We start from the raw sequence: 21,945 nt of genomic DNA on the forward strand, positions 1-21,945 counted from the left end.
GGGGGGGCTGGTCACCGGGGGTACCGGCGGCGGTAGTTTGCTCGGCGGCGGCTTGAGCCTGGGCGGCAGCGCCTCTGCCGGCGCCGGTACCAGCACCAGCGGTGGCCTGGGCGGTTTGCTCGGTGGCCTGGCCGGCACCCACTAGAATTGCACCTGGCCGATTAGACGGCCCCACCTACAGCGCCTACGCTTGGTTGAGACGAGAGATTTTATCCATCTCTCGTCTTTTTTATGGGCCACTGAACGGTCCCTGAAAAACCCCGAACCGCGCCCCCTAGAGCCCGGCGGGCATCTGCACCACGCCGCTGCAGTTTTGACCATGGAGTGTCCTATGCGCGCTTTGACGCCGCTGTTATTGCTCACCCTCAATGCTTACGCCCACGCAGACACCCTACCCAGCTTCCTCAATAGCAACGACACCCTGCGCAACCTGCCGGTGCCCAATCTGCCCGCCGATGCCTACCGCCCGAACACCCCGCAAACACAGTTGCCAAGGCCTGCGGCCAGTGAGGCGCAACCCTTGCTGATGGACACCAAAGTGACCATCCGCAAACTGCAGATCGACGGCGGCACGGTCTACACGCTCAAGGACGTGGCCCAGGCCTTCGAACCGTTGATTGGCCACGAAACCAACGTGGCCCACTTGATCGAAGCCACGCGCAGCATCACCCAGCGTTATCAGAAGGACGGTTACCTGCTGTCCTATGCGTTCCTGCCGGAGCAACGCTTCGATGACGGCCTGGTGCATGTGGTGTTGGTGGAGGGTTTTATCCGCGATTACCAGCTGCAAGGTGATATCGGCCCAGTGTCGTCCTACATCGAAAAACTCGCCGACAAACTCAAGACCGAACGCCCACTGACCCGCAAGACCTTCGAGCGCTACACCACACTGATGGGCACGATTCCCGGCGTCACCTTGCAGGCGCAAGTGCCGCCCCCCGCCACCACCGACGGCGGCACCCACATGCAGATCACCGCCAGCCGCAAGCCCTTCACCACCAGCATGAGCCTCAACCAGGCCAGTCGTGGCGGCACCCAGGCGTTACTCACGGCCACCAGCAACGCCCAGACCGCCATGGGGGAACAACTGAGCGTCAGCGGCCTCCTCCCACCGGGCGACGACAAGGAACACTACTACCGCGCCGCCTACAGCCAGTTCGTCAATGCCGAGGGCACCCAACTGGCGCTGTCCGGTGAACGCTATCGCGCCGACCCCAGCACCCACCTGCAATTGGGCGGCGGCTTCGAACTCAAGCCCCACAAGGCCATCGACCGGTTCTCCATTGGCCTGAGCCACCCACTGATCGCCTCGCCCACCGAATCCTTGACCCTGGGCACGCGGTTCTACGGGGTGGACCAGAAAACCCGTTATCAACTGGTCGGATTCCCCCAACGCTTCGACCTCGAAACCAACCTGCGAGCCCTGGCGTTCGAAGGTGACTGGCGCAAGGCCGACACCGACCAACTGCGCATCCTCAGTGCCGGGTTGTACCAAGGCATCGACGGCATGGGCGCCAAGACACGCAGCGACCTGGGGGGCCTCAAGCCCGACCTCGACTTCTTCCGCCTGCGCCTGTCGGGCGTGCAAAGCAACACGCTGTTCGGAAACTTTCAGGGAGTACTCTCAGGGGCACTCTACTGGAGCGATGACACCTTGCCCGACAGCGAACGCGCCACCTTCGGCGGGCAGAACTTCGGCCGTGGCTACCCTGACGACCAAGGCTCGGGCGACAAGGGTTGGGGCATGGCCTATGAGATCAATTACAGCTACAACCGTACCGGCGAGTGGGTGAGGATCCTGCAACCCTACATCGTGTTCGACCGCGCCAAGACCTGGTTCAACGACCAGCCCATCCAGGGCAACGACATGTCATCGGCTGCCGCAGGCCTGCGCTTTGGCGATGCCAAGTACTACAACATCGCCGTCGAAGCAGCCAAGCCGATGTCGGACGAGGCATTCGACAGCCTGACGCGCCAGCCACGGTATACGGTGAGTTTCAGTTATCAGCTGTGACGAGATACACAGCGCTCTAAGGCAAGCGCTTGTTGAGCGGAAACAAGCTGTCGAGCGTATCGATCAACCGCACCAGGTAGATCGGCTTGCGAAACAGGTCCAGCACCTGTAGCCGCAGCATGTCGCTGACATCATCCATCTCGGCATGACCCGACATCACAATCACCGGCAGGTGCGAGCGTGAGGTGTGTTCGCGCAGGCGCTTGATCAACGAGATACCGCTTTCTTCGGGCATGCGCAGGTCGGTGATGACCAGAGCAATATCAGGATGAAGTGTCAATTCTTGCAAGGCGAAGGTGACGGACGTGGCGGTAAAGCACACAAACCCCTCGTTTTCGAGGGACTCGGCGAGCTCGATCAGCGCGTCCTCTTCATCGTCCACCAATAAGATTTGCTGGCGTGGAGAAGATGCGCTCATGGCCGTACCTGCAAGGGGAAGATCGAATGACTGGCACAACCCGGCCTCAAGTCCCTGTGGGCATTTTGCTCGACATGTTGGTAAAGATGGTACTTATCTTGCTGCCCAATCCGGTCCCGGCACCGACAATGACCAGGGCAACCAGCGCCACAATAATGGCGTATTCAATCCCTGACGCCCCCTCGCTGCGCTTGAAGAACAGTTGCGTCTGCACGTAAAGCTTCACTATCAGGTCAAGGAACATATGACTTCTCCTTAAAACGCCACGGATTGCCGTTACGGCTCTAGCACGATCTACGCAGCGTGCCACTAGAGCATTGTCAACAAACCCTGGGCTCACAACTGTAATAACGAGTTAATCACAAAGTATTAGTCGCAAAGTTGGCGCCGTAAACCAAGCATTCAAACAGCCGGACCTTTAGTTGCAGTAATTTTTTTGTCAGGTAATGGCATTTTGTCCTAGCTGAGCTACCTTCAAATAGCCAAATCGTTAGATGTTCATCACAGCCAGGTTGCGAATTAACTCGTTTGGATTGGCGGGACTGTAGTGCAACCGGAAAGGGAGAGCCGTCATGAACAGTCGTATCAGCATGATCCTGGCCGGCGTGCTGTTGGTGGGGGCGTTGATTGCGGGGTATTGGGGGTTGGTGCTGAGCCGCCAACCGCCCCCGCCGCCGAACCTGTCATTTCTGCTGAAAAACCCGCCACTGCCGCCGAAGACCAGACCCGCCTCCCGGTCGTGGTGCTGGTGCGCGATGTGCCGCCTTTCGTGGCGCTGACCGCAACCGACCTGGCCGTGGAAAAGCTGCGCACGGTGCCCGCCGGCAGCCTGACCCAACTTGACCAGGCCATCGGCCGTACCCCGCAGCGCCCCCTGAGTGCCGGCACTTGGCTTAATCAGGAAAGCTTCAGTACGGGCGGTCCGCTGGCCCGCATGATTCGCCCCGACGAGCGCGCACTGGCGGTTGCGGTCGATGAGGTGGTGGGCGCCGGTGGGCAACTGAGCCCCGGCGATTACGTCGACGTGCTGCTGTTTCTGCGCCAAGAGCCGGGCAACGCCGAGCCCTCGGCGCAGATCGTGGTCCCGGCGATGCGCTTGCTCAGCGTCGGCGACCAACTGGGCCTGACCAACGATGGCCAGCCCGCCATGCCGCCGCCGGTCACCGCCGAAGAACGTATCCAGGCCGCGCAACGCCGGGCGGCTGCACGCAGCGTCGTGCTCGCGGTGCCGGAGCCTCTGTTGAGCCGGCTGATGCTCGCCACTCAAGCCGGTACGTTGCGCCTGGCCGTACGCAGCGCCGACGAGCAACTGCTCAGCCGCTATTGGGCCGGCGACAGCGATGCGCCGCAAAAACTGCAAAGCGCCAACCGCGACCTCTACCAATTCACCCAACTGGCCATGAGCGCGCCGCCCAAACGCGTCGCCGTCGCCGTCACCAGCGGTGGGCCAAGCGTACGGCGTGGCATTGAAGTGATTCGCGGCGCCCAAGCGGCGCCGCAAAACCCGTGATTGAGCAAGGATGCCTTGAATGAGCCATCGCTATGCCCCGCTGTTCAAGCACATCGCCTGCGCCCTGATGCTGTCGAGCCTGTCGGCCGGCCTCGCGGTGGCGGCGCCGGGCAACTGCAGCGCCCTGGGCCAGTTACCCGCCGTGGTCGAGGTGGGCGAAGGGTTGCAACAGGAACTGCAGTCGCCGGTGGCGATTACGCGCCTGGCAATTGGCGACCCGAAGATCGCCGATGTGCGGGTCCACGGTGATCGCAACTTTCTGCTCACCGGTGTCGGCGCGGGCGCTACCAGCCTGCTGGTGTGGACCGCCTGCGCCAGCGCGCCGCGCCAAAGCATGGTGTTCGTCAAGGGCAAGGCCACGTCGGCGCTGACCAGCCTGTCGCTGTCGCCCTCGGAGGACCCGTCGCTGCCCAGCCAGGTACAGACCGATATCCGCTTTGTCGAAGTCAGCCGCACCAAGCTCAAGGAAGCCAGCACCAAGTTTCTCGGCATGGGCACCAACTTTTTCCTCGGCAGCCCGAACTTGCTGTCGCCCTCCGAAGGCGTGTTCAAACTGCCGGTGAGCACCGACAGTTTCAACGTCGGCTTTGGCGGCGGCCGCGTCAAAGCCATGATCAACGCCCTGGAACGCAGCGGTTTTGCTTACACCCTCGCGCGCCCGAGCCTGGTGGCCATGAGCGGCCAGAGCGCGACCTTCCTCGCGGGCGGCGAAGTGCCGGTGCCGGTGCCCAGCGCAGGCAGTGACACCATTTCCATCGAGTACAAGGAGTTCGGCATCCGCCTGACCCTGACCCCCACCGTGATCGACCGCAACCGCATCACACTGAAGGTGGCGCCGGAGGTCAGCGAACTGGACTACAGCAACGCGGTGGTGATCCAAGGCATCCAGGTGCCGGCCCTGACCGTGCGCCGCACCGACACCAGCGTGTCCCTGGCCGATGGCGAAAGCTTCGTGATCAGCGGCCTGATCAGCAGCAATAACCGTTCGACCATCAGCAAGTTTCCGGGCCTGGGTGACATCCCGATCCTCGGTGCGTTTTTTCGCGACTCCAACATCAACCGTGAAGAAAAAGAACTGCTGATGATCGTCACGCCGCACCTTGTCCAGCCGCTGGCGGCCAACGCTCGCTTGCCCTCCTTGCCCGGCGAAAAACTGCGCAGTTACGACCCGAACTGGTACCGCATGTTTTTCCTCGAAAACGGCAACTTCGACCGTCGCAGTGGACTTTCCCAATGAGCGATAGCCTGAGCCAGACGTTTCTGGCAATCACCCGCAACGACACCGACCTTGAGTGGCTGCAGGGCGCCCTTGCGCCACTGGGCCAGGTGGTCAGTGCGGGTAGTGGCTCACTGGATGAATTGCTCGCCCTGGTGGACGTGACCTTCGCCAACCTGGTGTTCGTGGGCCTCGATCGGGAAAACGTGGTGGCCCAGAGCGCATTGATCGAAGGTGCGCTGGAGGCCAAGCCGATGCTCGCGGTGGTCGCCCTTGGCGACGGCATGGACAACCAGTTGGTGCTGAACGCCATGCGCGCCGGCGCGCGGGATTTTGTTGCCTACGGCTCACGCTCCAGCGAAGTCGCCGGCCTGGTGCGGCGCCTGAGCAAGCGCCTGCCGCCCGTCACTTCGAATGCGCAACTGGGCGGGCTGACCGTGCTGTATGGCACCCAGAGCAATGCCGACGGCGCAATACTGGCGACGCACCTGGCCATGGTGGTGCAGAAAAGCGGGCAACAGACGCTGGTGCTGGACCTCGGCCTGCCGCGCAGCGACAGCCTGGCGCTGCTGGGCCTGGAAAGCACCTTCAATTTCGGCGATGCGCTGCGCCATTTGCGCCGCCTTGATACCACGTTGATCAACAGCGCATTCACCACGACCAAGGACGGCCTGCGTATCCTCGCGTACGCCACCGGCGACGAACCGCTAAAGCTCACCAGCGCGGCCGAACTGTTCATGTTGCTCAGTGCACTGCGCCAGCATTTCCAGCACATCGTCGTCAACATCACCGGGCAACCGGACAGCGAAGCGCTGCGCACCTTTGTCAGCCACTGCGACAAGCTGTTGTGGTGCACCGACCAGAACGTCCTGGACTGTCGCCGCAACCTGGCAGTCCTCAACCGCTGGCGCGACAAAGGCATGAAGCTCGACCACGCCAAGCTGGTGATCGATCGCTACATCAAGTCATGCGCACCGGACACCGAAGCGCTGGAAAAAAGCTTCGGCCTGGAGTGCGTCGCCGTTCTGCCCTTGAGCGCCGAACTGCGCCTGAACGTGAAAAACCAGGGCCAGACCCTGTTTGTCCTGGCGCCCCGCGAACCCTTGACCCAAGCCGTGCGTACCTTGGGCGAGCGTCTGGCGAAACGCTCCGAAGGCCTGGAAAAACCGTCAATGCGCTGGTTTGAACGCATCCTGGGGGCTGGACGATGAGCGGCGAAAAACTCTTCGGCGGGCCCGCCCGCAACGCCAACGGCAAAAGCGATCACGACGGCCTCAAACTGGTGCTGCATCGCTACATCATCGATGCCATTGAAGAGTCGGGCAAAAACCTGCTCGAAGGCACGCGCCAATCCCTCGCGCAATTTGTCATCGACAAAGTCTCCGAATACATCACGCGTATGCGCCTGGCGATCTCACGCTATGAAATGGAGCGCCTGGCCGAAGAGATCGTCGACGAACTCACAGGGTTCGGCCCGCTGGAAGTGCTGCTGCGCGACCCGTCGGTGACCGAAATCCTGGTCAACGGGCCGCATCGGGTATTTATCGAACGCGAAGGCCTGCTGCACCAGAGTGACCTGCGTTTTATCGACGACCATCACGTCGAGCGCGTGATGCAGCGCATCCTCGCGCCGCTGGGCCGGCGCCTCGACGAGTCGTCGCCGATGGTGGATGCGCGTCTGCCCGATGGCAGCCGGGTCAATGCGATCATCCCGCCGATAGCCTTGGACGGGCCGTGCCTGTCGATCCGCAAATTTCGCAAGGACATGCTCAAGAGCAGCGACCTGGTAGCCATGCAGACCATCGACCAGAGCATCTTCGAGTTCTTCCAGGAGGCCGTCGGCAAGCGCTGCAATATTCTGATCAGCGGCGGCACAGGCACCGGCAAGACCACCCTGCTCAATATCCTCAGTCAGTTGATCAACCCCCGTGAACGGCTGGTGACCATCGAGGACGTTGCCGAACTGCAACTGGGGCACCCCCACGTAGTGCGCCTCGAAACCCGCCCGCCGAATGCCGAAGGCCACGGCGAAGTGCGGTCCAGCGACCTGATCCGCAACGCCCTGCGGATGCGCCCGGACCGCATCATCCTCGGCGAAATCCGCGGCGTCGAAGTGCTCGACGTGATGACCGCGATGAACACCGGTCACGACGGTTCCATGAGCACCGTGCACGCCAACAACGCGCAGGATGCGTTGCTGCGCCTGGAAACCCTGGTGGGGTTGACCGGTCGTGTGGTCGCGGAAAAAACCCTGCGCCAGATGATCTGCGCCGCACTGGACGTGATCATCCAACTGACGCGCATGCCCGATGGCCGCCGCTGTGTGAGCGAAGTGGTGGAAGTGGTCGGCGTGCGCGATGACGTGTATGTCACCAATACCCTGTTTCGCCTGGACCGGCGCACCGGTTTCGGTTTCCTGCGCGAAGCCATCCACCCCGCGGGCGACAAACTGCGCCGCGAGTCGGCCTTGCCGTTATAGGGAGCGCTGAATGACTGGACCCTTGCTGCTGCTTATCTGCCTGCTGCTGATCGGCCTGTCGCTCTGGCTGTTCGACAACAGCCTGCGCAAGGCCCAGACCGACCGCGTGCTGGAACGCCTGGGCGACGGGCAGCCCGAGACCGTAGAAGCGAGCACGTCCTGGAGCGGTCTTGAGCGCATGTTCCTGCGTGCGGGGCTGGGTAAGCCCAGCGACCGCCTGGGCCTGTGGCTCAGTGCGTGGGTGATCGGCGCCCTGTTCGGCTACCTGCTGGGCGACGGCTGGGGCCTGTTCGCGATGATCGTCGGCCCGCCGTTGGTGCTGCGCCTTTACATCGGTTGGCGTTATCAGCGCCGCGTCCAGCGCATGGTCGAGCAACTCCCGCAGTTGCTTGACCACAGCGTGCGCAGCCTCAAATCCGGCAGAACCCTGGCCGACGCAGTGTTGGGCGGCATCGAAGGCGTCGAAAACCCACTCAAGGAGGCCATGGGCCGCGTGCAGCGTAACGTGCGCATGGGCGTCAGCCTGCCCGACTCGGTCAGCGACTTCGCCGAGTTCTATGAACAGGACGAGTTTCGCCTGTTCGCCCTGGGCCTCAAGGTCAACCACCGCTACGGCGGCAATGCCAGCGAACTGCTGGAAAACCTGATCAAGATGATTCGCGAGCGCGAACAGGCCTCCCGTCAACTCAAGGCCATGACCGGCGAAACCCGCATGACCGCCTATGTGCTGGGCGGGCTGCCGATCCTGATGGTGGGTTACTTCATCATGGTCAACCCGGGCTACCTGATGACCATGTGGAATGACGACACCGGGCGCCACATGTTGCTGGCTGCCACCGCGATGGACCTGACGGGCACGTTCGCCATGTGGCGCATGTTGAGGAGTGTCTGAGATGGTGCTTCTGGTGGGTGCCCTGTTGTTCCTCGCGGCGCTGGTCCTGGTGGGCGGCCAGTTGCTGGAGCATCGGCGTCGCGAACGCCGGGTGACGGAACGCCTGCAAGGGCGCATCACCAGCGAAGCCAGGCTCGGCTCGCTCATCCGGCTATTGGGCGCAAGCTCGCTGGCCCAGGGCTCGGTGAGCCTGGACACCGAAACGCAGATCCTGCTCAACCGCGTAGGCTGGCGCAAATCCAGCCAACGCTCGCTGTTTGCCGCGCTGCAGATCGGCGTGCCGTTTGTAGTGATGGCCTTGACCCTGCTTGGCCAGGAACTGCTGTTCCCCGAGGTGGACCCTGTGTGGATCGCCCCGCTGCTGGCCCTGGGCGTCGGCTACCTGCTGCCCAAGCGCGTGCTGGCCGCCGCCGCCAGATACCGCCAGCAGCGCATCGCCAGGGAAATCTCCACGTTTATCCCGCTGCTGCGCATCCTGTTCGAATCGGGCATGGCGATTGAACAATCGTTGCGCGTGCTGGGCAGCGAGGCGCAACGCTTGCTGCCGGACCTTACCCACGAGTTGCGCCTGATCCTGGCGCGGGTCGATTCCGGCCTGGAACTGGGCGAGGAGCTGGGCAAGACCGCGCACTTGCTGGAAGTCGACGAGTTCACCGACACCTGCGTCATCCTCCAGCAGTTGATCACCCAGGGCGGCGGCGCAATGAAGTCCCTGCTGGCGCTCAAGCAATTGCTCGACGACCGGCGCCTGACCAACCTGCAGGAATTCATCTCGAAGATGTCGGCGAAGATGTCCGTGGTGATGATGGTGTTTCTGTTTCCGGCATTGTTGATTGTCCTCGGCGGCCCGGCCTTTATCGGCATCGCCCGAGCCCTGGTCCATTTTTAAGGAGCGCCCGATGAAACCACTGATTGCCGCGATGGCCCTGCTGCTGCTCGGCGGTTGCGCCAGCAACGGGCAGACGCCCTGGGCCTCCTTCACGTCGCCCGGCAGTTGTGCCAAGCCCAGTTCGGAACAGGACCTGGCGCTGAACCTGGCCGATGACATGGCCAACGAAGACAAGCTCCACGCCAGCCTGGCCAACCTGCAAAGCCTGCCCGATACGCTGCCCCAGGTGCGCCAGCGCAAGGCCCGTGCCTATCGCTTGCTGGGACGCAGCGAGGCCGAGCCGTTGTACCGCAGCCTGATCGGCACCTGCATGGCCGCCGAGGGTGAACACGGGCTGGGGCAACTGGCGGTGGCACGGGGCGACAACGCCCAGGCGCTGGTCCATCTGCAAAATGCTGCGCGGCTGGCGCCCACCGACGAGAAGATCCGCAATGACCTGGGTGTGGTCTACCTCAACCAATCGCGCCTGGAAGAAGCGCGCTTTGAATTCCTGACGGCCATCGAACTCAAGCAGAGCGACCCTCTGGCCGCCGTCAACCTGGTGACGTTGCTGATCTATCAGGACGACTGGGGACAAGCGGCCAAAGTGGTCAGCCAACTGGGCCTGAGCCCCGCGCAAGTTACCGAAGCCCAGGCGCGCGCGGCCAAACTCAAGCGCAGCCCTGCACGCAAAGTCGCGGCCGTCGCCGATGCCCTGCCCGTGACGATCAAGTAAGGAGTCGAGTATGAAAACCCATTTACTGGTGTGCCTGAGCCTGCTGCCGCTGGCCGCGGCGGCCATTGAGCCGGGGCCTTCGTCCCCACAGCAGGCTGAAACGGAAAATTGGCTGGCGCTGCAGGTCAATGGCCTCGTCGCGTCGCCTACCCCACAAACAACCACACCGGCGGAACGCGAACAGGCCCTGCAACGCTGGCTGGACAGCAACAAGCATCCGATCCCGGAATACTTCGAGTCGAAATCCAGCTCGTCCGGCGGTGGCGCCAGTAAATGAAGTGATGAGCGTCAGTGCGCCGTGACCCGCTGGCGCATGACCGAGTTGCTCGGCGACAGGGCCAGCGCCAGCTGGGTGCGGTTGTGCATATGGGTCAGGCGCAACACCTGCGACACATACAGCTTGACGGTGTTTTCGGTGATGCCGAGTTCGCAGGCAATCTGGTAGTTGGTCTGCCCCTTGCCCACCAGACGGGCAACGTCGAGCTGACGCGGTGAGAGCTGATTGAAGATGGCCGGGATTTCCACCGTCGCAGGCGCTTCGCCGACCGGCTCGGCCGCGTCTGCCACGCTGGGGCTGCGACGCACCTTGTCGAGATCCTGATACAGATCGTTGATGGATTCGGAGAGGTATTGCAGCTTCAGGTTCAGTTGCCCCAGGTGCAATTCCTTCTGACGCTCCTCCAATGCGGCTTCCTGGCGCTGCAGGCCTTCGAGCAGTTCTTCGAGGTCGATCGGCTTCTGGTAGTAGTCCGAGATGCCGGCGCGCAGGGCCTTGATGACGTCCTGTTTGTCGGCACGCCCGGTGAGCATGATCGCCTCGAATGCACGATGCTTGCCCGCGATGTTCTGCATGGCCTGGACCAGTTCGATCCCATCCATGTCCGGCATGTGCAGGTCGCACAACACCAGGCCAATCTCCGTGTCTTCAGTGAAGCGCTGCAAGGCATGGCGGCTGGATTCGCAAGGGACGCAGCGATAGCCGCTATTTTCGATAAATTCACAAAGCTCCTCGACGATCAGTGGCTGATCGTCGACCACGAGCACTTTTACAGCCGAAGTGAGCTTGTTCACACGTTACTCCATGCCTGGCAAGCCAAATGATTGACCTATCCCTTTCGACGCAGAATGTGAATCATCTGCTCAATAAACCTAGCCCTACTTTCCGACTATGTACATAGCGATAGAGGCCTTGTGCGACTAGTGGATCCAAAACCAATACAGTGCAAAACCTGTCAATACAAACGGTGCGAAAGGCTGCTTTCTTGACGTGGGCCTCGTCGCTGTTTCACGGCGCGCGCCAAGCCCTTGATGCACAAGCGACCAGGCCGCGAGCAGCGCCGCGGCAAGAATGAGCGACCAAAGCAAATGATTCACCGTGGTGGCCACCCCCAGCGCCGCGAGCAGCTTCACGTCCCCCGCGCCGAAACGGCCCAGCGCGTACCCCGGCAAGGTCAACAGCAAGGCCAGCGCCAGCGACCACGCGCCCTCGCCCGCCGGCGCGCCCAGCCAGGTGCAGCCCGTCCACAACAAATAAAGCAGGGCCAGCAGCGCCGCGCCGAGGGTCAGCCCGTTGGCGATATGCCGCTGACGAAAATCCTGCACGGCACAGACACTCAGCCAAAGCAGCAACACCGCGCCATGGATCACGTAAAAAACATCCCTTTTGGCTGAATGATTCTATGCTGATATCAAGTAGTAGCCGTCAGGGTAGACGCAGTCATGAAAACCAGCCTCCCTAGAACGCAAAAAGGTGCTGCGGCGATTGAGTTCGCCTTGGTCTTCGGGATCTTTTTTGCGGTGTTCTATGGATTGATCAGCTACAGCCTGCCGCTGCTGTTGATGCAATCTTTCAATCAGGCGGCAGCCGAAGCGGTGCGCCAGGCTATGGCGGTCGATCCAGTGGCTGCCGGCACCGCGTATGGCACACAGGTCACCCAACGCGCCAAAGACACGGTCGTCAGCCAATTGAGCTGGATCCCCGCCAGTTTCAACTTCCAGAGCGGCTACATCAGTTCAACCTACGTCGGCACCACCCTGACCGTGGCGATCAGCTACCCCACCACTAATCTGTACTCCGTGTTCCCGGCGCTGGTGATACCGGGCGTGGGCACCGTCCCCAGCCTGCCGGCCAGCCTCTACGCGCGTTCGAGTCTGCAACTTTGACGGCGGGGGACAACCTCTTCGGGCGCCTGTTGGGCCGCACCGACGCGCTGGCCCGCGAAATTACGGCGATGCCCGCAACCGGGCTGCACCTGCACCTGGATCAGCAGGGTCATGTCCTGCACATCGGCGGCACCCTGCGCTCGCAACTCGCCGCACCCGCCGCCAGCGAGCACAAGCCACTGCTGCGTGAGCTGCTGTGCGCGGCCAGTGTCCTCAGTGTCGAGGGCTGCCCCGCTGACTGGCAATACCAGAGCCTGGACCTGGATTTCCAGGCAAGCGCCGGCAAAATCCTGCATCTGCGCGGCTGGATCGAGGCCGACGGCGACGGCTGGAACCTGCACCTGATGGACGTCAGCGACTTGCTCGCCGAGCACCAACAGGCCGGCGACCGCGAGGAGAATCATCAGCTTGCCAGCCGCATGAGCGAGCAGTTGCGTGTGTGCAGCCTGAGCCGTATGCCGGAAGTGCTCAACGAACAACTGCGCAGCCTGTCGCAGCACTGGCACATTCCCTGTGTCGCGTTGGCGCTGCTGGATGATGAAACCCAGGGTTGGCGGGTCTACAGCCAATACGCCGGCCACGACGCGCCGACCTTGTGGCAGACCGACCAGCCCCTGGGCACAAGCCTCGACAGCGTCAATGGCAACGTCCCCTTGAGCCTGCCCAATGGCCGCAGCGACAACCCCCGGCTGCACAGCGTGTTCGGTGATGCCGACGGTTTTCTGGTGCCCTACCGCGATGGCCAGGGCGTTGCCGCGTGGCTGCTGTGCGGTTTTTATGATGGGCAGACGCATATCAGCAACACCGAATGGCTGCACCTGTGCGCCGCCCTCGCCGCGCCGCTGCTGAGCCGTCTGCGCGAGCAGCGTTACCATCAACAGCTGGAGCGCGTAGAAGCCTTGCAAGGCCTGCTCGGCACCGGCTGGTGGGAGTTGCTGCCGGCCACCCGCGAAATCCAGCTCGCCCCGCAGTTGTTACGCAGTCTGGGCCAGGAAGATGGCGCCAGGCGCCAGCCACAGGCAGCCTGGCTCGAACTGATCCACCCTGCCGACCGCCAGGAACTCGACAGCCGCCTGCACGATCTGCAAGTCCTGGGCAAACCGCTGCTCGCCAGCGTGCGCCTGCAACGCAGCGACGCCGACGGCCACCCGCTGTGGTACCGCGTGCAGGGCCAGGTGCTGGGGCTGGGCGACAGCCAGCGCTGGATCGGCGTGATGCTCGACATCAGCGATATCAAGAACCAGCAACTGCAAGCCGCCGCCGCCCACGCACGTCTGGATAACCTGATCGCCAGCTCTCCGGCCGTCATCTATGTACAGCGTTATGTCAGCGGCGCTCTGCACCCGGCGTTCTTCAGCGACAGCCTGCTGCCGCTGCTGGGCTGGACCCTCGACGACTGCAATCACGACAACCTGCTGTCGTTGATCCACCCCGACGACCGCGATGTCTATTTCGAACGCACCCGCCAACTGCTGCGCGAAGGCACCGTGCGCAGCCGCTATCGCGTACGCGACAAACAGGACCACTACCACTGGCTGCTCGACGAAGCCAAGTTGCTGCGCGATGACCTCGGCCTGCCGGTAGAAGCCGTCGGCCTGTGGCTGGACGTGACCGAAGCGACCCTGGCCGCCGAGCACGTCAAGCAAAGCGAAGAGCGCTACCGCATCCTGGTGGAGGATTCGCCGGCGATGATCTGCCGCTACCTTCCGGACCTGACCCTGACCTTCGGCAACACGCCGCTGGCCAACTACCTGGAATGCCCGCCGACGCAACTGCCGGGGGTGAACCTGGGCCATTGGCTGTCGGACGAACAGCGCCAGGCCTTTGTGCAACGCATCCGCCAACTGACGCCGGAGTTCCCGGTGAGCACCGCCGAAATCAGCCTGGAACTGCCCGGCCGCGAGCACGCCTGGTGGGTGTGGTCTGACCGTGGAGTCTTCGACGCAAACGGCACACTGGTGGAAGTCCAGGCCGTGGGCCGCGATAACACCGAAGTGCGCCGCTCCCAGCAACAACTGACCCAAAGCGCGAAAATGGCCACCCTCGGCGAAATGGCCACCGGGCTGGCCCACGAGATCAATCAACCGTTGAACGTCATGCGCATGGCCATCGTCAACGTGCTCAAGCGCCTGAACAGCGGCGACGCGTCGGTCGACTACCTCACCGAAAAACTCCAGCGCATCGACGCCCAGGTGCAGCGTGCGGCGCGGGTGGTTGACCATATGCGCGTGTTCGGTCGCCGCTCGGAGATCGAGCAGCAACCGTTTGATCCTGCACAGGCGGTCGAAGGCGCGTTGTCGTTGCTCAGCGAAGGGGTGAAGGGCAAAGGCCTCGATCTGCGGGTGATGCCGGCGGACTTCGTCGTGCAGGTCAATGGCTACGTCGATCAGCTCGAACAAGTGCTGATCAACCTGGTGGTCAACGCCCGCGATGCGCTGCTCGGCCAGCGCGAGAAAAATCCGCAGTTGCAGCCGTGGATTGCGCTGCACAGCGAGCATGACAGTCGTCATGTGCGCATCTGGGTGGAAGACAACGCCGGTGGCATTGACCCGCGCCTGATGGAGCGGATTTTCGAGCCGTTCTTCACCACCAAGCCGATTGGCGTGGGCACCGGGCTGGGGCTGTCGGTGAGCTACGGGATCGTCGAGAACATGGGCGGACGCCTGAGCGTCAGCAATGGTGCCGACGGTGCGCGGTTTTGCGTGGAGTTGCCCATCCTTCAGATCACCAGATAGGCACGGCCCATGTGGCAGGTCAGGTTGGCGCCGACTTCGGCGTTGCCCAGGTTAATCCCCAGCGCCGCCAGCAGCGTGTTGACGATGGGATCGAGGATCGGCGCCAGCACGGTTTGGATCAGTCCAACCACGGAGCTGACGATCGACGCCAGTGCCGTCGTCACTGTGGCGGTGGGGTTGTTCGTCGAACTGCCGGTGGGCGGCACGTAAGTGACCTGCAAGCCGCTCAAGGTGGTGCCGAGGCTGTTGACGATATTGGCGGTGCCGGGCGCGTTTTTATAGGTGGGCGTCGCGTTCATCTCCGCCACCGGCAGAAACACCATGGGGCTGGTCTGCGCCGCCACCGTGGTCAGGGCGCGCAGGTTCAAGCCGCCGCCGACCCCGGCGGTACGCGGCCCGCAGATCAAGGTCAGCAGGCAGTATTTCTCGCCAAAATCGATCAGCCGGATCGGTTGCACATTCACCGCAGCCGACGACGAAAACGCCGACGCAGCGTCCACATAACCGACACCCAAGGTGGCAAGGGACGTGGTGGCCTGCACGGTCAGCGACTTGGTCGCCGGTGTGGCGCAACTGTAGTCGGTGACGTGGCTCTCGGCGCTGGCCGCTTCGATGTAGATCGACAACGTTTCCGTGATGTCCACATCCGCCACATTGCAGCCGACGGCACACAAGATACCGCCCACCACAGCGGGCAGGTTCAGGTTGAGCAGGCCGCCGACCACCTTCGATACCGGGGTCGTCAAGCCCGCCAAGATGGACGAGACGCCGGATACCACACTAAGAATCGGCGCCTGCACCATCACCAGGGTTCGCACTTGCGCGGTGCGCACGAAAATCTGGTCGGTTGGCGGGCTTTTCAACAGCCCGGCCTTGGCCAACACGGGGTTGCCTATCGCCGACAGTTGCGGCGACTCAATCACCTTGGTCTGGATCGACACATTGCCCACCAGCGGAATACTCACCTGGGTCGCCGCGCTCACCGCACTTTTGCTGCTGGACAACTGCGCTACCGCTTCCAATAGCTGAAACAGTTGCACATTGGTATTCAGCGCGGCGGCGGGGGTTCCGGTGGCGACCTTCAACAAGTCGCCTACTTTCAACAGTTGGGTATTGGGGGCAATGGCCTTCACGGAGATCACATCGTTGATCACCGCCGTGGCCACCGCGCCATTTTTTTGCAGCACCTTCACGGTGGCATCGATCAGTTGGCTGGCGGACACGGCGGTGTTGAGCAATGCATCGTAGTCGCCAGCGGTCACGGTCAATTGCACCGCCAGTTGGTCAAGGAAGCCGAGCAGGTTGACGTTGGTCTGCAACAACCCATTCCAGCCGGCTGCCGTAATCGACAGGCTGCCGCCGAGCAGATTGCCGAACACCAGGTTGAGCAGCGGGGATTTGGTGGAATCGACCGTTGCCAGGCTGCTGCGAATCGTCAGTTGTGCGACCGGCGGTGCAAACGCGGCCACGGCGGTGGCGGTCAGCACGGTTTGCGTGGACATCGGCGTGCCGCTGAACATGTTCCAGATACCGCCGGCGATGCTGGTCATCACGCTGTTAGTCGCCACCACGCGGATTGCGTCGTTCTTGCTGGCATCGGCGGTATAGACGCGGATATTGCTGGCGTTGGTCGCCAGTGTGCCGCAGGTCACGGCCAGGCCCCGGGTGGTGTCGCCGGCGACCACGGTGAAACCGTTACGGGTAGCGTTCTGCACGGCGAAGTCATTGGCGGTGGAGGTTGGCGTGCACACGCCGCTACGCCCTGCCGCTTCCAGGGCGGCGCTGTCGGCGATGGACTGCAATTTGCGCTTTTCCAGGTACAGGCGACCGCTGTCCACTGCCAGCAGCATGAAAACCATGGCCACGGCCAGGGTCCCCGCCGCCATCAAGCCAATCGCACCACGCTGTCTGAAACCAGGTCGGGGAGACATCAAGGCACTCCTTAGCGCTTACTCTCCGTAGGTGCTGTGGAGTGTAGACAAGGCTTGGGATGTGCGTTGGCCAGTGGCCACAAATTGCGGTTCGGGTTGATCCAGTGGCGGGGCCAGGTCAGTGCGGCGGGTAGCTGGAAAGGATGCGCGTCACCGTCGTGCGGATCGCGTTATCACGGTCCTGCGGGTTGGGTGTGCTGCTCATCATCTGTTCATCGCTGCCGCGCCACACCAGTTTGCCGTCCTTGCCATCGAGCAGGTCGATCTGGATGGTCGCCACCTTGTAGGTGATGTTGCGCGTTTCGTTGTACATCGGCGCGCCCCAGTAGCCATTCCACGGGCCGCCCCACGCGCCGCCGTAGTTGGTGGTGACTTGTTGCTGGCGGTCCTCGACGATGAGGTAGGCCTGCACGGTCAGGTCGGCCTTGGTACCGGCTGCGGCGGGGCGCAGGCCGCGTTGGTCGAGTTGCTCGCCCACGGCTTGGCGGATGCGTTGTTCGGTGAGGTCGCTCTTGATCCGTGGATCATCGGGGCGGTATTGCAGGGCCGGGTCTTTCCAGGCCCAGTTGCGGTAGGCGCCGAAATCTCGGCTGGCGTCAAAGTCGTGGTTGACCTGGCTGGTCTGGCAACCGCCCAGCAGCACGACAAAAGCGAGCGTAGCGATGCGACGAAACATGATTTTTCTCCAAAGAGCGAACGGCGCTTGAAATGAGAATAGCGGTTAACGGGGCGGGTAGGCGCTCATGGCCTTTTGCACCGCCTGGCGCAAGGCATCGGCGCGTTCGCCGAGGCTGCCCTGGCTGGCAGTTTCGGCGCTGGTGCTCCACACGGGCTGACCGCTGCGGGCGTCAAACAGGTTGACCCGCACCACGGCTACCGTCACCTCGTAAGTGCGCACGATCGGCGCCGAGTTGTACATCCCGTAGCCATTGCCGTAGCGGTTGTAGCCGCCGTAACCGTAGCCGTAGTCATCCTGGACTTGCTTGAGACGCTTCTCCAGGTGCACGTCCGCGCTGACCAGCACGTCGGGCGCCCGGTTGTCGTGCAAGGGCCGCAGACCGCGTTGGTCGAGGGCGCCGCTGACGGCTTCGGCAATTTGCGCCGAATCCGCCCAGGCCGAGCCCGCCGGCAGTTGGCCGTTGCGCCACGCCCAATTACGGTAGGCGCCGTAGTCGCGCACCGGCGCAGGATACGCACTGGCATCAAAGGTGGTGGCTGCCTGGGCCGGCGCCGGTGGCAGGGGCGCAGACGCGGCCACATAAGGGTTGGGGCTGGAACACGCGCCCAGCCCGAGGGATAACAGGATCAAACAGAGACGACGCATTTCGACCTCCGCAGACTGGGCCGCTTAAACCGGACGGCAGATCCAGTGCAAATAACGCCCAAGTCCGGCAAAGCTTGGGTGACGACGGTGAGCGAGTTCCATCTCTACAAGGTCCTGTAAGTTCACGCGGGCCTGGAATTCCACCGGCATATAGTCGTGGAAAACGCGCACGCCACTTTGGCTTTCGACCTGCCACAGCCCGTCGAGTTGCGCCGCCAATTCGCGCGGGTCGAGAGGCTGTTGCGGGGTCAGGCTCTGCTTTTCGCCGGCCATGTCGTTCTTGCGCATTTTGCGGAAGTGGCCTTTGAGCAGGTTGCGATAGATCAGCGCATCACGGTTGTAGAACGCCAGGGACAGCCAGCCACCCGGCACCGTCAGTTGGTGCAGCACCGGCAGGATTGCATGGGGTTCGGCCAGCCATTCCAGCACCGCGTGGCACAGCACCAGGTCGTAAGGTTCGGTGAGCTGGCCGAGCAGGTCTTGCCAGGGCGCATGGATAAAGGTCGCCGTCTGCCCGGCCTCGGCGAAGCGCTGGCGCGCACCTTCAAGCATCGGCTCGGCGGGTTCGGCCAGGGTCACCTGGTGACCGCGCTCGGCAAGCCACAGCGACATATGCCCAAGCCCCGCGCCGATATCCAGCACGCGCAACGGGCGTGCCGGCAGAGCCTCAATCAAGTCGGCCTGAAGCACCGCCAGGCGAATCGCGCCTTTGGCACCGCCGTAGATTTTCTCGGCAAAGCGCGTGGCCAACTGGTCGAAATGACGGTCACTCATGGGCAAACCGCCGTTCGCTGTCAGCCAGTTTGGCGCGCACCACTTCGTTCATGTCCAGGCCCAGCTCACTGCACAGCAGCAGCAGGTACAGCACGATATCGCCGACTTCCTGCCCGGCGTGGGCGAGTTTGTCGGCGGGCAACTGGCGGGATTGGTCTTCGGTCAGCCATTGGAAAATTTCCACCAGCTCGGCCATTTCCACGCTGGCGGCCATGGCCAGGTTTTTCGGGCTGTGGAACTGCTTCCAGTCGTTGGTATCGCGGATGCGGTGCAGGCGTTCGGTGAGGTGTTCGAGGTTCATAGGGGGCTCCTGAAGGGGTATAGCTTCCGGGGGATGAGCCTTCAAGGCAAGTGAATCACTTGTGGTGACCCTCAGACTTGCCCCCGATGAGGCCCTAATCCACCACACTGAATTCAAGCCTGGCCGTTTGACCGGCCTCATCCAACACACTGAGCTGATAGCGCCCCAACCGCTCGAAACTGGCATTGATGAAGTCCTGATTGGCACTGTCCCCCAACGGCGCGCCATTGAGGAACCACCAGCGCCGACCACTGCCGCCCAGGGCCGAGATTTTCAGGCGCAGGGTTTGTTGGCTGGCGGCGGGCAGGCGCAGTTGGTCGCCTTCACGCACGCCGACAATGGACAGCGGCGAAGACGCGGCCAGCGCCGGTGGCGGGCAATCCGGATCGGCGGCCGGGATGCGTGCTTCGCGGCGTTCGGCCCTTGGCAGCCAAGGTTCCAGCGGCGCGGGCCACAGGGCAATATTGCGGGCGACTGCACCAGGGCAATGCGCGTCAACCCGCAGGCCCTTGGCGTTGACCCAGATACTTTCCATCAAGCCCACACTCACTGGTTGGTCCAACGCCTGCAAGGTCGGCGGCGTGGTGTTGTCCAGGGTCCAGGCGAAGCGTTGGCGCCGGCAATTCGGATCGCTGCGGCTCATCGGCTGGCCCAGGGGCCAACAGATCGCCGCCACGCCGACATTGGCCGGCACCGGTAAAACCGGCGCGCTGATGCCGCGTTGGCTGTCGCGGTTGGTCAACACGTCATGCACCTGCAACATCAGTGGTGCCGCCGACGCCAAGCCGAACTGGCCCGGCACGGGCGTGCCGTCCGGTCGGCCGATCCACACGCCGATCAAATAACGCGGCCCTACGCCAATCGCCCAGGCATCGCGAAAGCCGTAGCTGGTGCCGGTTTTCCAGGCAAGCACCGGGCGCTGCACCAGCTCGGCACGCGGGTCGCGATCCGGCCGCGCTTGCCCACTGAGGATGCGCCGCACAATCCAGGCAGAACCCGGCGACAGCATTGGCCGTTCTCTCAACGTGTCGTCAGGCTGTAATCGGATGGACGCGCTTTTACCGCCCCGGGCGAAGGCACTGTAACCGCCCACCAGGTCTTCCAGACGGCTGCCCGCGCCGCCGAGGATCAGCGCCAGGTTCGGCTCGGCCAATGCAGGCAATGCCAGGGGCACACCGCCGATGCGCATCTCGGCGGCAAATCGCTTGGGCCCGTAGGCTTCCAGCAACTGCACCGCCGGCAGGTTCAGGGAGCTGGATAACGCAGTACTCGCCGGCACCGCGCCGGTAAACCCCATGGAGAAATTGCCCGGCCGGTAATCGCCATACCGCCGGGGCACGTCCTGCAGCAGCGACTCGGAGTGAATCAGCCCCTCATCCAGGGCCATGCCATACAGGAAGGGTTTCAAGGTCGAGCCTGGCGAGCGCAACGCGCTGATCATGTCCACATGGCCAAAGCGCCTGGCGTCGTTGATGTCCACCGAGCCCAGATACGCCCGCACGGCCATGGTTTCCTCTTCCACCACCAGGATCGCGGCCGAGGTGTGCTCCGGCAACCGTGCGCGCCAGCCCAGCAACAGGTCTTCGAGGCGCCGTTGCAGGGTGGCGTCCACGGTGGTGCGGATCAGCGGCGGGCTGTCGGGGCGATTCAGGCGGCGGGCGAGCAAGGGGGCCAGGCTCGGTTCCAGGCGCGGGGCAAGCAGCAGCGGTTCTTCAAGGGCTTCGTCGACCGCCGATTGCGGCCACACCTTAAACTCGGCGAGGCGGCGCAAGACCTTGTCCCGAGCCTGCTGGGCGCGCTGCGGATGGCGGTCCGGACGCAAGCGGCTAGGCGCCTGGGGCAACACGGCAAGCAAGGCCGCTTCGGCATGGGTCAATTGCGCCGGGGATTTGCCCAGGTAGGCCCAACTGGCCGCAGCCACGCCCTGCAACGTGCCGCCAAACGGGGCGCGGTTCAGATAGAGGTTAAGGATTTGTTCCTTGGACAGGTGCCATTCCAACTGCGCCGTGCGCCACAGCTGGCGCAACTTACCGTGAAAGGTGCGTGAATGCGGGTCGAGCAAACGGGCGACCTGCATCGACAAGGTGCTGCCACCCGACACCACCCGAGCGCCGGTCAGGTTCTGCCAGGTCGCACGCGCCAACGCCAGCGGGTTTACGCCTGGATGCTGGTAGAACCAGCGGTCTTCGTAGGTGAGCACGGCGTCCAGGTAATACGGCGAGACGTCGCTGGTTTGCACCGGGTAGCGCCACACCCCATTAGCATCGGCAAACCGCCACAACGGCGTGCCATCCTCGGCCAGCACCACCCGCGCCAGGTCATCCTTGGGCAGGGGCAGCGGCCAGATACGGTCGGCCAGCCACAGCAGGGCAATCACCAACAGGAGGGTCGCCAGGGTCCAGCGGGCAACTAAACGCAAATTCAAACGGGCAAACCTCTATGCTGGTAGGGAACTAGCCTGTTGCATTGACAACCAAAGGCACAGACACGCCCACCTCTTATCAGGACACGCACATGCAGGTAGAAAGCTTTTTCGAGTGGTTGGGCCAGGCGCTCGGTTCCATCATCCGGTTTATCGTCGACG

At 63.1% G+C, this 21,945-nt stretch carries 20 protein-coding genes and 1 pseudogene; 11 read left to right on the forward strand and 10 right to left on the reverse strand.

Annotation, left to right across the window (positions count from 1 at the left end):
• The first annotated feature begins 331 nt into the window (after positions 1-331).
• The gene (locus IQK56_RS29530) at positions 332-2,014 is read left to right on the forward strand and encodes a ShlB/FhaC/HecB family hemolysin secretion/activation protein (RefSeq protein ID WP_150760950.1); all 1,683 of its coding nucleotides are present in this window, start codon (positions 332-334) and stop codon (positions 2,012-2,014) included.
• Positions 2,015-2,030: 16 nt separating this feature from the next.
• On the opposite strand, the gene IQK56_RS29535 is transcribed toward IQK56_RS29530, so the two are convergent.
• Together IQK56_RS29535 and IQK56_RS29540 are read right to left on the reverse strand one after the other, a co-directional pair.
• On the reverse strand, positions 2,031-2,432 hold the full coding sequence (locus IQK56_RS29535; RefSeq protein WP_193863176.1) for a response regulator: 402 nt from the start codon (positions 2,430-2,432) through the stop codon (positions 2,031-2,033).
• A 46-nt stretch (positions 2,433-2,478) separates the two neighbouring features.
• A complete protein-coding gene (locus IQK56_RS29540) occupies positions 2,479-2,676 on the reverse strand; it encodes a Flp family type IVb pilin (RefSeq protein ID WP_150760949.1) in 198 nt (65 codons plus the stop codon).
• 328 nt (positions 2,677-3,004) lie between these two features.
• On the opposite strand from IQK56_RS29540, the pseudogene cpaB reads away from it, so the two are divergent.
• The 8 genes and pseudogenes from cpaB to IQK56_RS29580 all read left to right on the forward strand — a co-directional run bounded on the left by cpaB (position 3,005) and on the right by IQK56_RS29580 (position 10,410).
• Positions 3,005-3,942, forward strand: a pseudogene (cpaB, locus tag IQK56_RS29545) (Flp pilus assembly protein CpaB).
• Between the two features lie 19 nt (positions 3,943-3,961).
• Positions 3,962-5,179 (forward strand): type II and III secretion system protein family protein, encoded by a 1,218-nt coding sequence (locus IQK56_RS29550; protein WP_193863174.1) that lies wholly within the window; start codon positions 3,962-3,964, stop codon positions 5,177-5,179.
• The gene (locus IQK56_RS29555; protein ID WP_193901942.1) at positions 5,176-6,369 is read left to right on the forward strand and encodes a CpaE/TadZ family protein; all 1,194 of its coding nucleotides are present in this window, start codon (positions 5,176-5,178) and stop codon (positions 6,367-6,369) included. The genes IQK56_RS29550 and IQK56_RS29555 overlap by 4 nt, the downstream gene beginning before the upstream one ends.
• The gene (locus IQK56_RS29560) at positions 6,366-7,637 is read left to right on the forward strand and encodes a TadA family conjugal transfer-associated ATPase (RefSeq protein ID WP_150674990.1); all 1,272 of its coding nucleotides are present in this window, start codon (positions 6,366-6,368) and stop codon (positions 7,635-7,637) included. Before IQK56_RS29555 ends, IQK56_RS29560 begins: the two co-directional genes overlap by 4 nt.
• A gap of 10 nt (positions 7,638-7,647) precedes the next feature.
• Positions 7,648-8,529 (forward strand): type II secretion system F family protein, encoded by an 882-nt coding sequence (locus IQK56_RS29565; protein WP_193863172.1) that lies wholly within the window; start codon positions 7,648-7,650, stop codon positions 8,527-8,529.
• A 1-nt stretch (position 8,530) separates the two neighbouring features.
• On the forward strand, positions 8,531-9,418 hold the full coding sequence (locus IQK56_RS29570) for a type II secretion system F family protein (protein ID WP_193863170.1): 888 nt from the start codon (positions 8,531-8,533) through the stop codon (positions 9,416-9,418).
• Between the two features lie 10 nt (positions 9,419-9,428).
• Complete coding sequence (locus tag IQK56_RS29575; RefSeq protein ID WP_099583579.1) at positions 9,429-10,133, forward strand: tetratricopeptide repeat protein; 705 nt, start codon at positions 9,429-9,431, stop codon at positions 10,131-10,133.
• A gap of 10 nt (positions 10,134-10,143) precedes the next feature.
• Positions 10,144-10,410, forward strand: a complete 267-nt coding sequence (locus IQK56_RS29580) for a DUF3613 domain-containing protein (RefSeq protein ID WP_150674987.1) — start codon at positions 10,144-10,146, stop codon at positions 10,408-10,410.
• 11 nt (positions 10,411-10,421) lie between these two features.
• Here IQK56_RS29580 and IQK56_RS29585 read toward each other — a convergent pair whose 3' ends face one another.
• Together IQK56_RS29585 and IQK56_RS29590 are read right to left on the reverse strand one after the other, a co-directional pair.
• Positions 10,422-11,204: a response regulator gene (locus IQK56_RS29585; RefSeq protein ID WP_193863168.1), complete on the reverse strand. Its 783-nt coding sequence runs from the start codon at positions 11,202-11,204 to the stop codon at positions 10,422-10,424.
• A gap of 126 nt (positions 11,205-11,330) precedes the next feature.
• Positions 11,331-11,780 (reverse strand): prepilin peptidase, encoded by a 450-nt coding sequence (locus IQK56_RS29590; RefSeq protein ID WP_193863167.1) that lies wholly within the window; start codon positions 11,778-11,780, stop codon positions 11,331-11,333.
• Between the two features lie 72 nt (positions 11,781-11,852).
• Between IQK56_RS29590 and IQK56_RS29595 the strand changes: the two genes are divergently transcribed.
• Together IQK56_RS29595 and IQK56_RS29600 are read left to right on the forward strand one after the other, a co-directional pair.
• Positions 11,853-12,296, forward strand: coding sequence for a TadE/TadG family type IV pilus assembly protein (locus tag IQK56_RS29595; protein ID WP_122308099.1), 444 nt, complete (start codon positions 11,853-11,855; stop codon positions 12,294-12,296).
• Complete coding sequence (locus tag IQK56_RS29600) at positions 12,293-15,031, forward strand: PAS domain-containing sensor histidine kinase (RefSeq protein WP_193863165.1); 2,739 nt, start codon at positions 12,293-12,295, stop codon at positions 15,029-15,031. Before IQK56_RS29595 ends, IQK56_RS29600 begins: the two co-directional genes overlap by 4 nt.
• On the opposite strand, the gene IQK56_RS29605 is transcribed toward IQK56_RS29600, so the two are convergent.
• The 6 genes from IQK56_RS29605 to pbpC form a co-directional block, all read right to left on the reverse strand.
• Positions 15,016-16,962 carry a pilus assembly protein TadG-related protein gene (locus IQK56_RS29605; RefSeq protein WP_193863163.1) on the reverse strand — a complete coding sequence of 649 codons (1,947 nt, stop codon included), beginning with the start codon at positions 16,960-16,962 and terminating at the stop codon, positions 15,016-15,018. The genes IQK56_RS29600 and IQK56_RS29605 overlap by 16 nt on opposite strands.
• 118 nt (positions 16,963-17,080) lie before the next feature.
• Positions 17,081-17,638, reverse strand: coding sequence for a DUF4136 domain-containing protein (locus tag IQK56_RS29610; protein WP_150674983.1), 558 nt, complete (start codon positions 17,636-17,638; stop codon positions 17,081-17,083).
• Positions 17,639-17,683: 45 nt separating this feature from the next.
• Positions 17,684-18,286, reverse strand: a complete 603-nt coding sequence (locus IQK56_RS29615; RefSeq protein ID WP_193863161.1) for a DUF4136 domain-containing protein — start codon at positions 18,284-18,286, stop codon at positions 17,684-17,686.
• Between the two features lie 24 nt (positions 18,287-18,310).
• Positions 18,311-19,060, reverse strand: a complete 750-nt coding sequence (locus IQK56_RS29620; RefSeq protein ID WP_099583588.1) for a methyltransferase — start codon at positions 19,058-19,060, stop codon at positions 18,311-18,313.
• Complete coding sequence (locus tag IQK56_RS29625) at positions 19,053-19,361, reverse strand: MazG-like family protein (protein WP_003188211.1); 309 nt, start codon at positions 19,359-19,361, stop codon at positions 19,053-19,055. The genes IQK56_RS29620 and IQK56_RS29625 overlap by 8 nt, the downstream gene beginning before the upstream one ends.
• A gap of 94 nt (positions 19,362-19,455) precedes the next feature.
• Entirely contained in the window at positions 19,456-21,786 is a 2,331-nt protein-coding gene (gene pbpC / locus IQK56_RS29630) for a peptidoglycan glycosyltransferase PbpC (protein ID WP_193901943.1), read from the reverse strand.
• Positions 21,787-21,945: the final 159 nt, after the last annotated feature.

The organism is Pseudomonas cyclaminis, from assembly GCF_015163715.1.
GTDB classification, from domain to species: Bacteria; Pseudomonadota; Gammaproteobacteria; order Pseudomonadales; family Pseudomonadaceae; genus Aquipseudomonas; species Aquipseudomonas cyclaminis.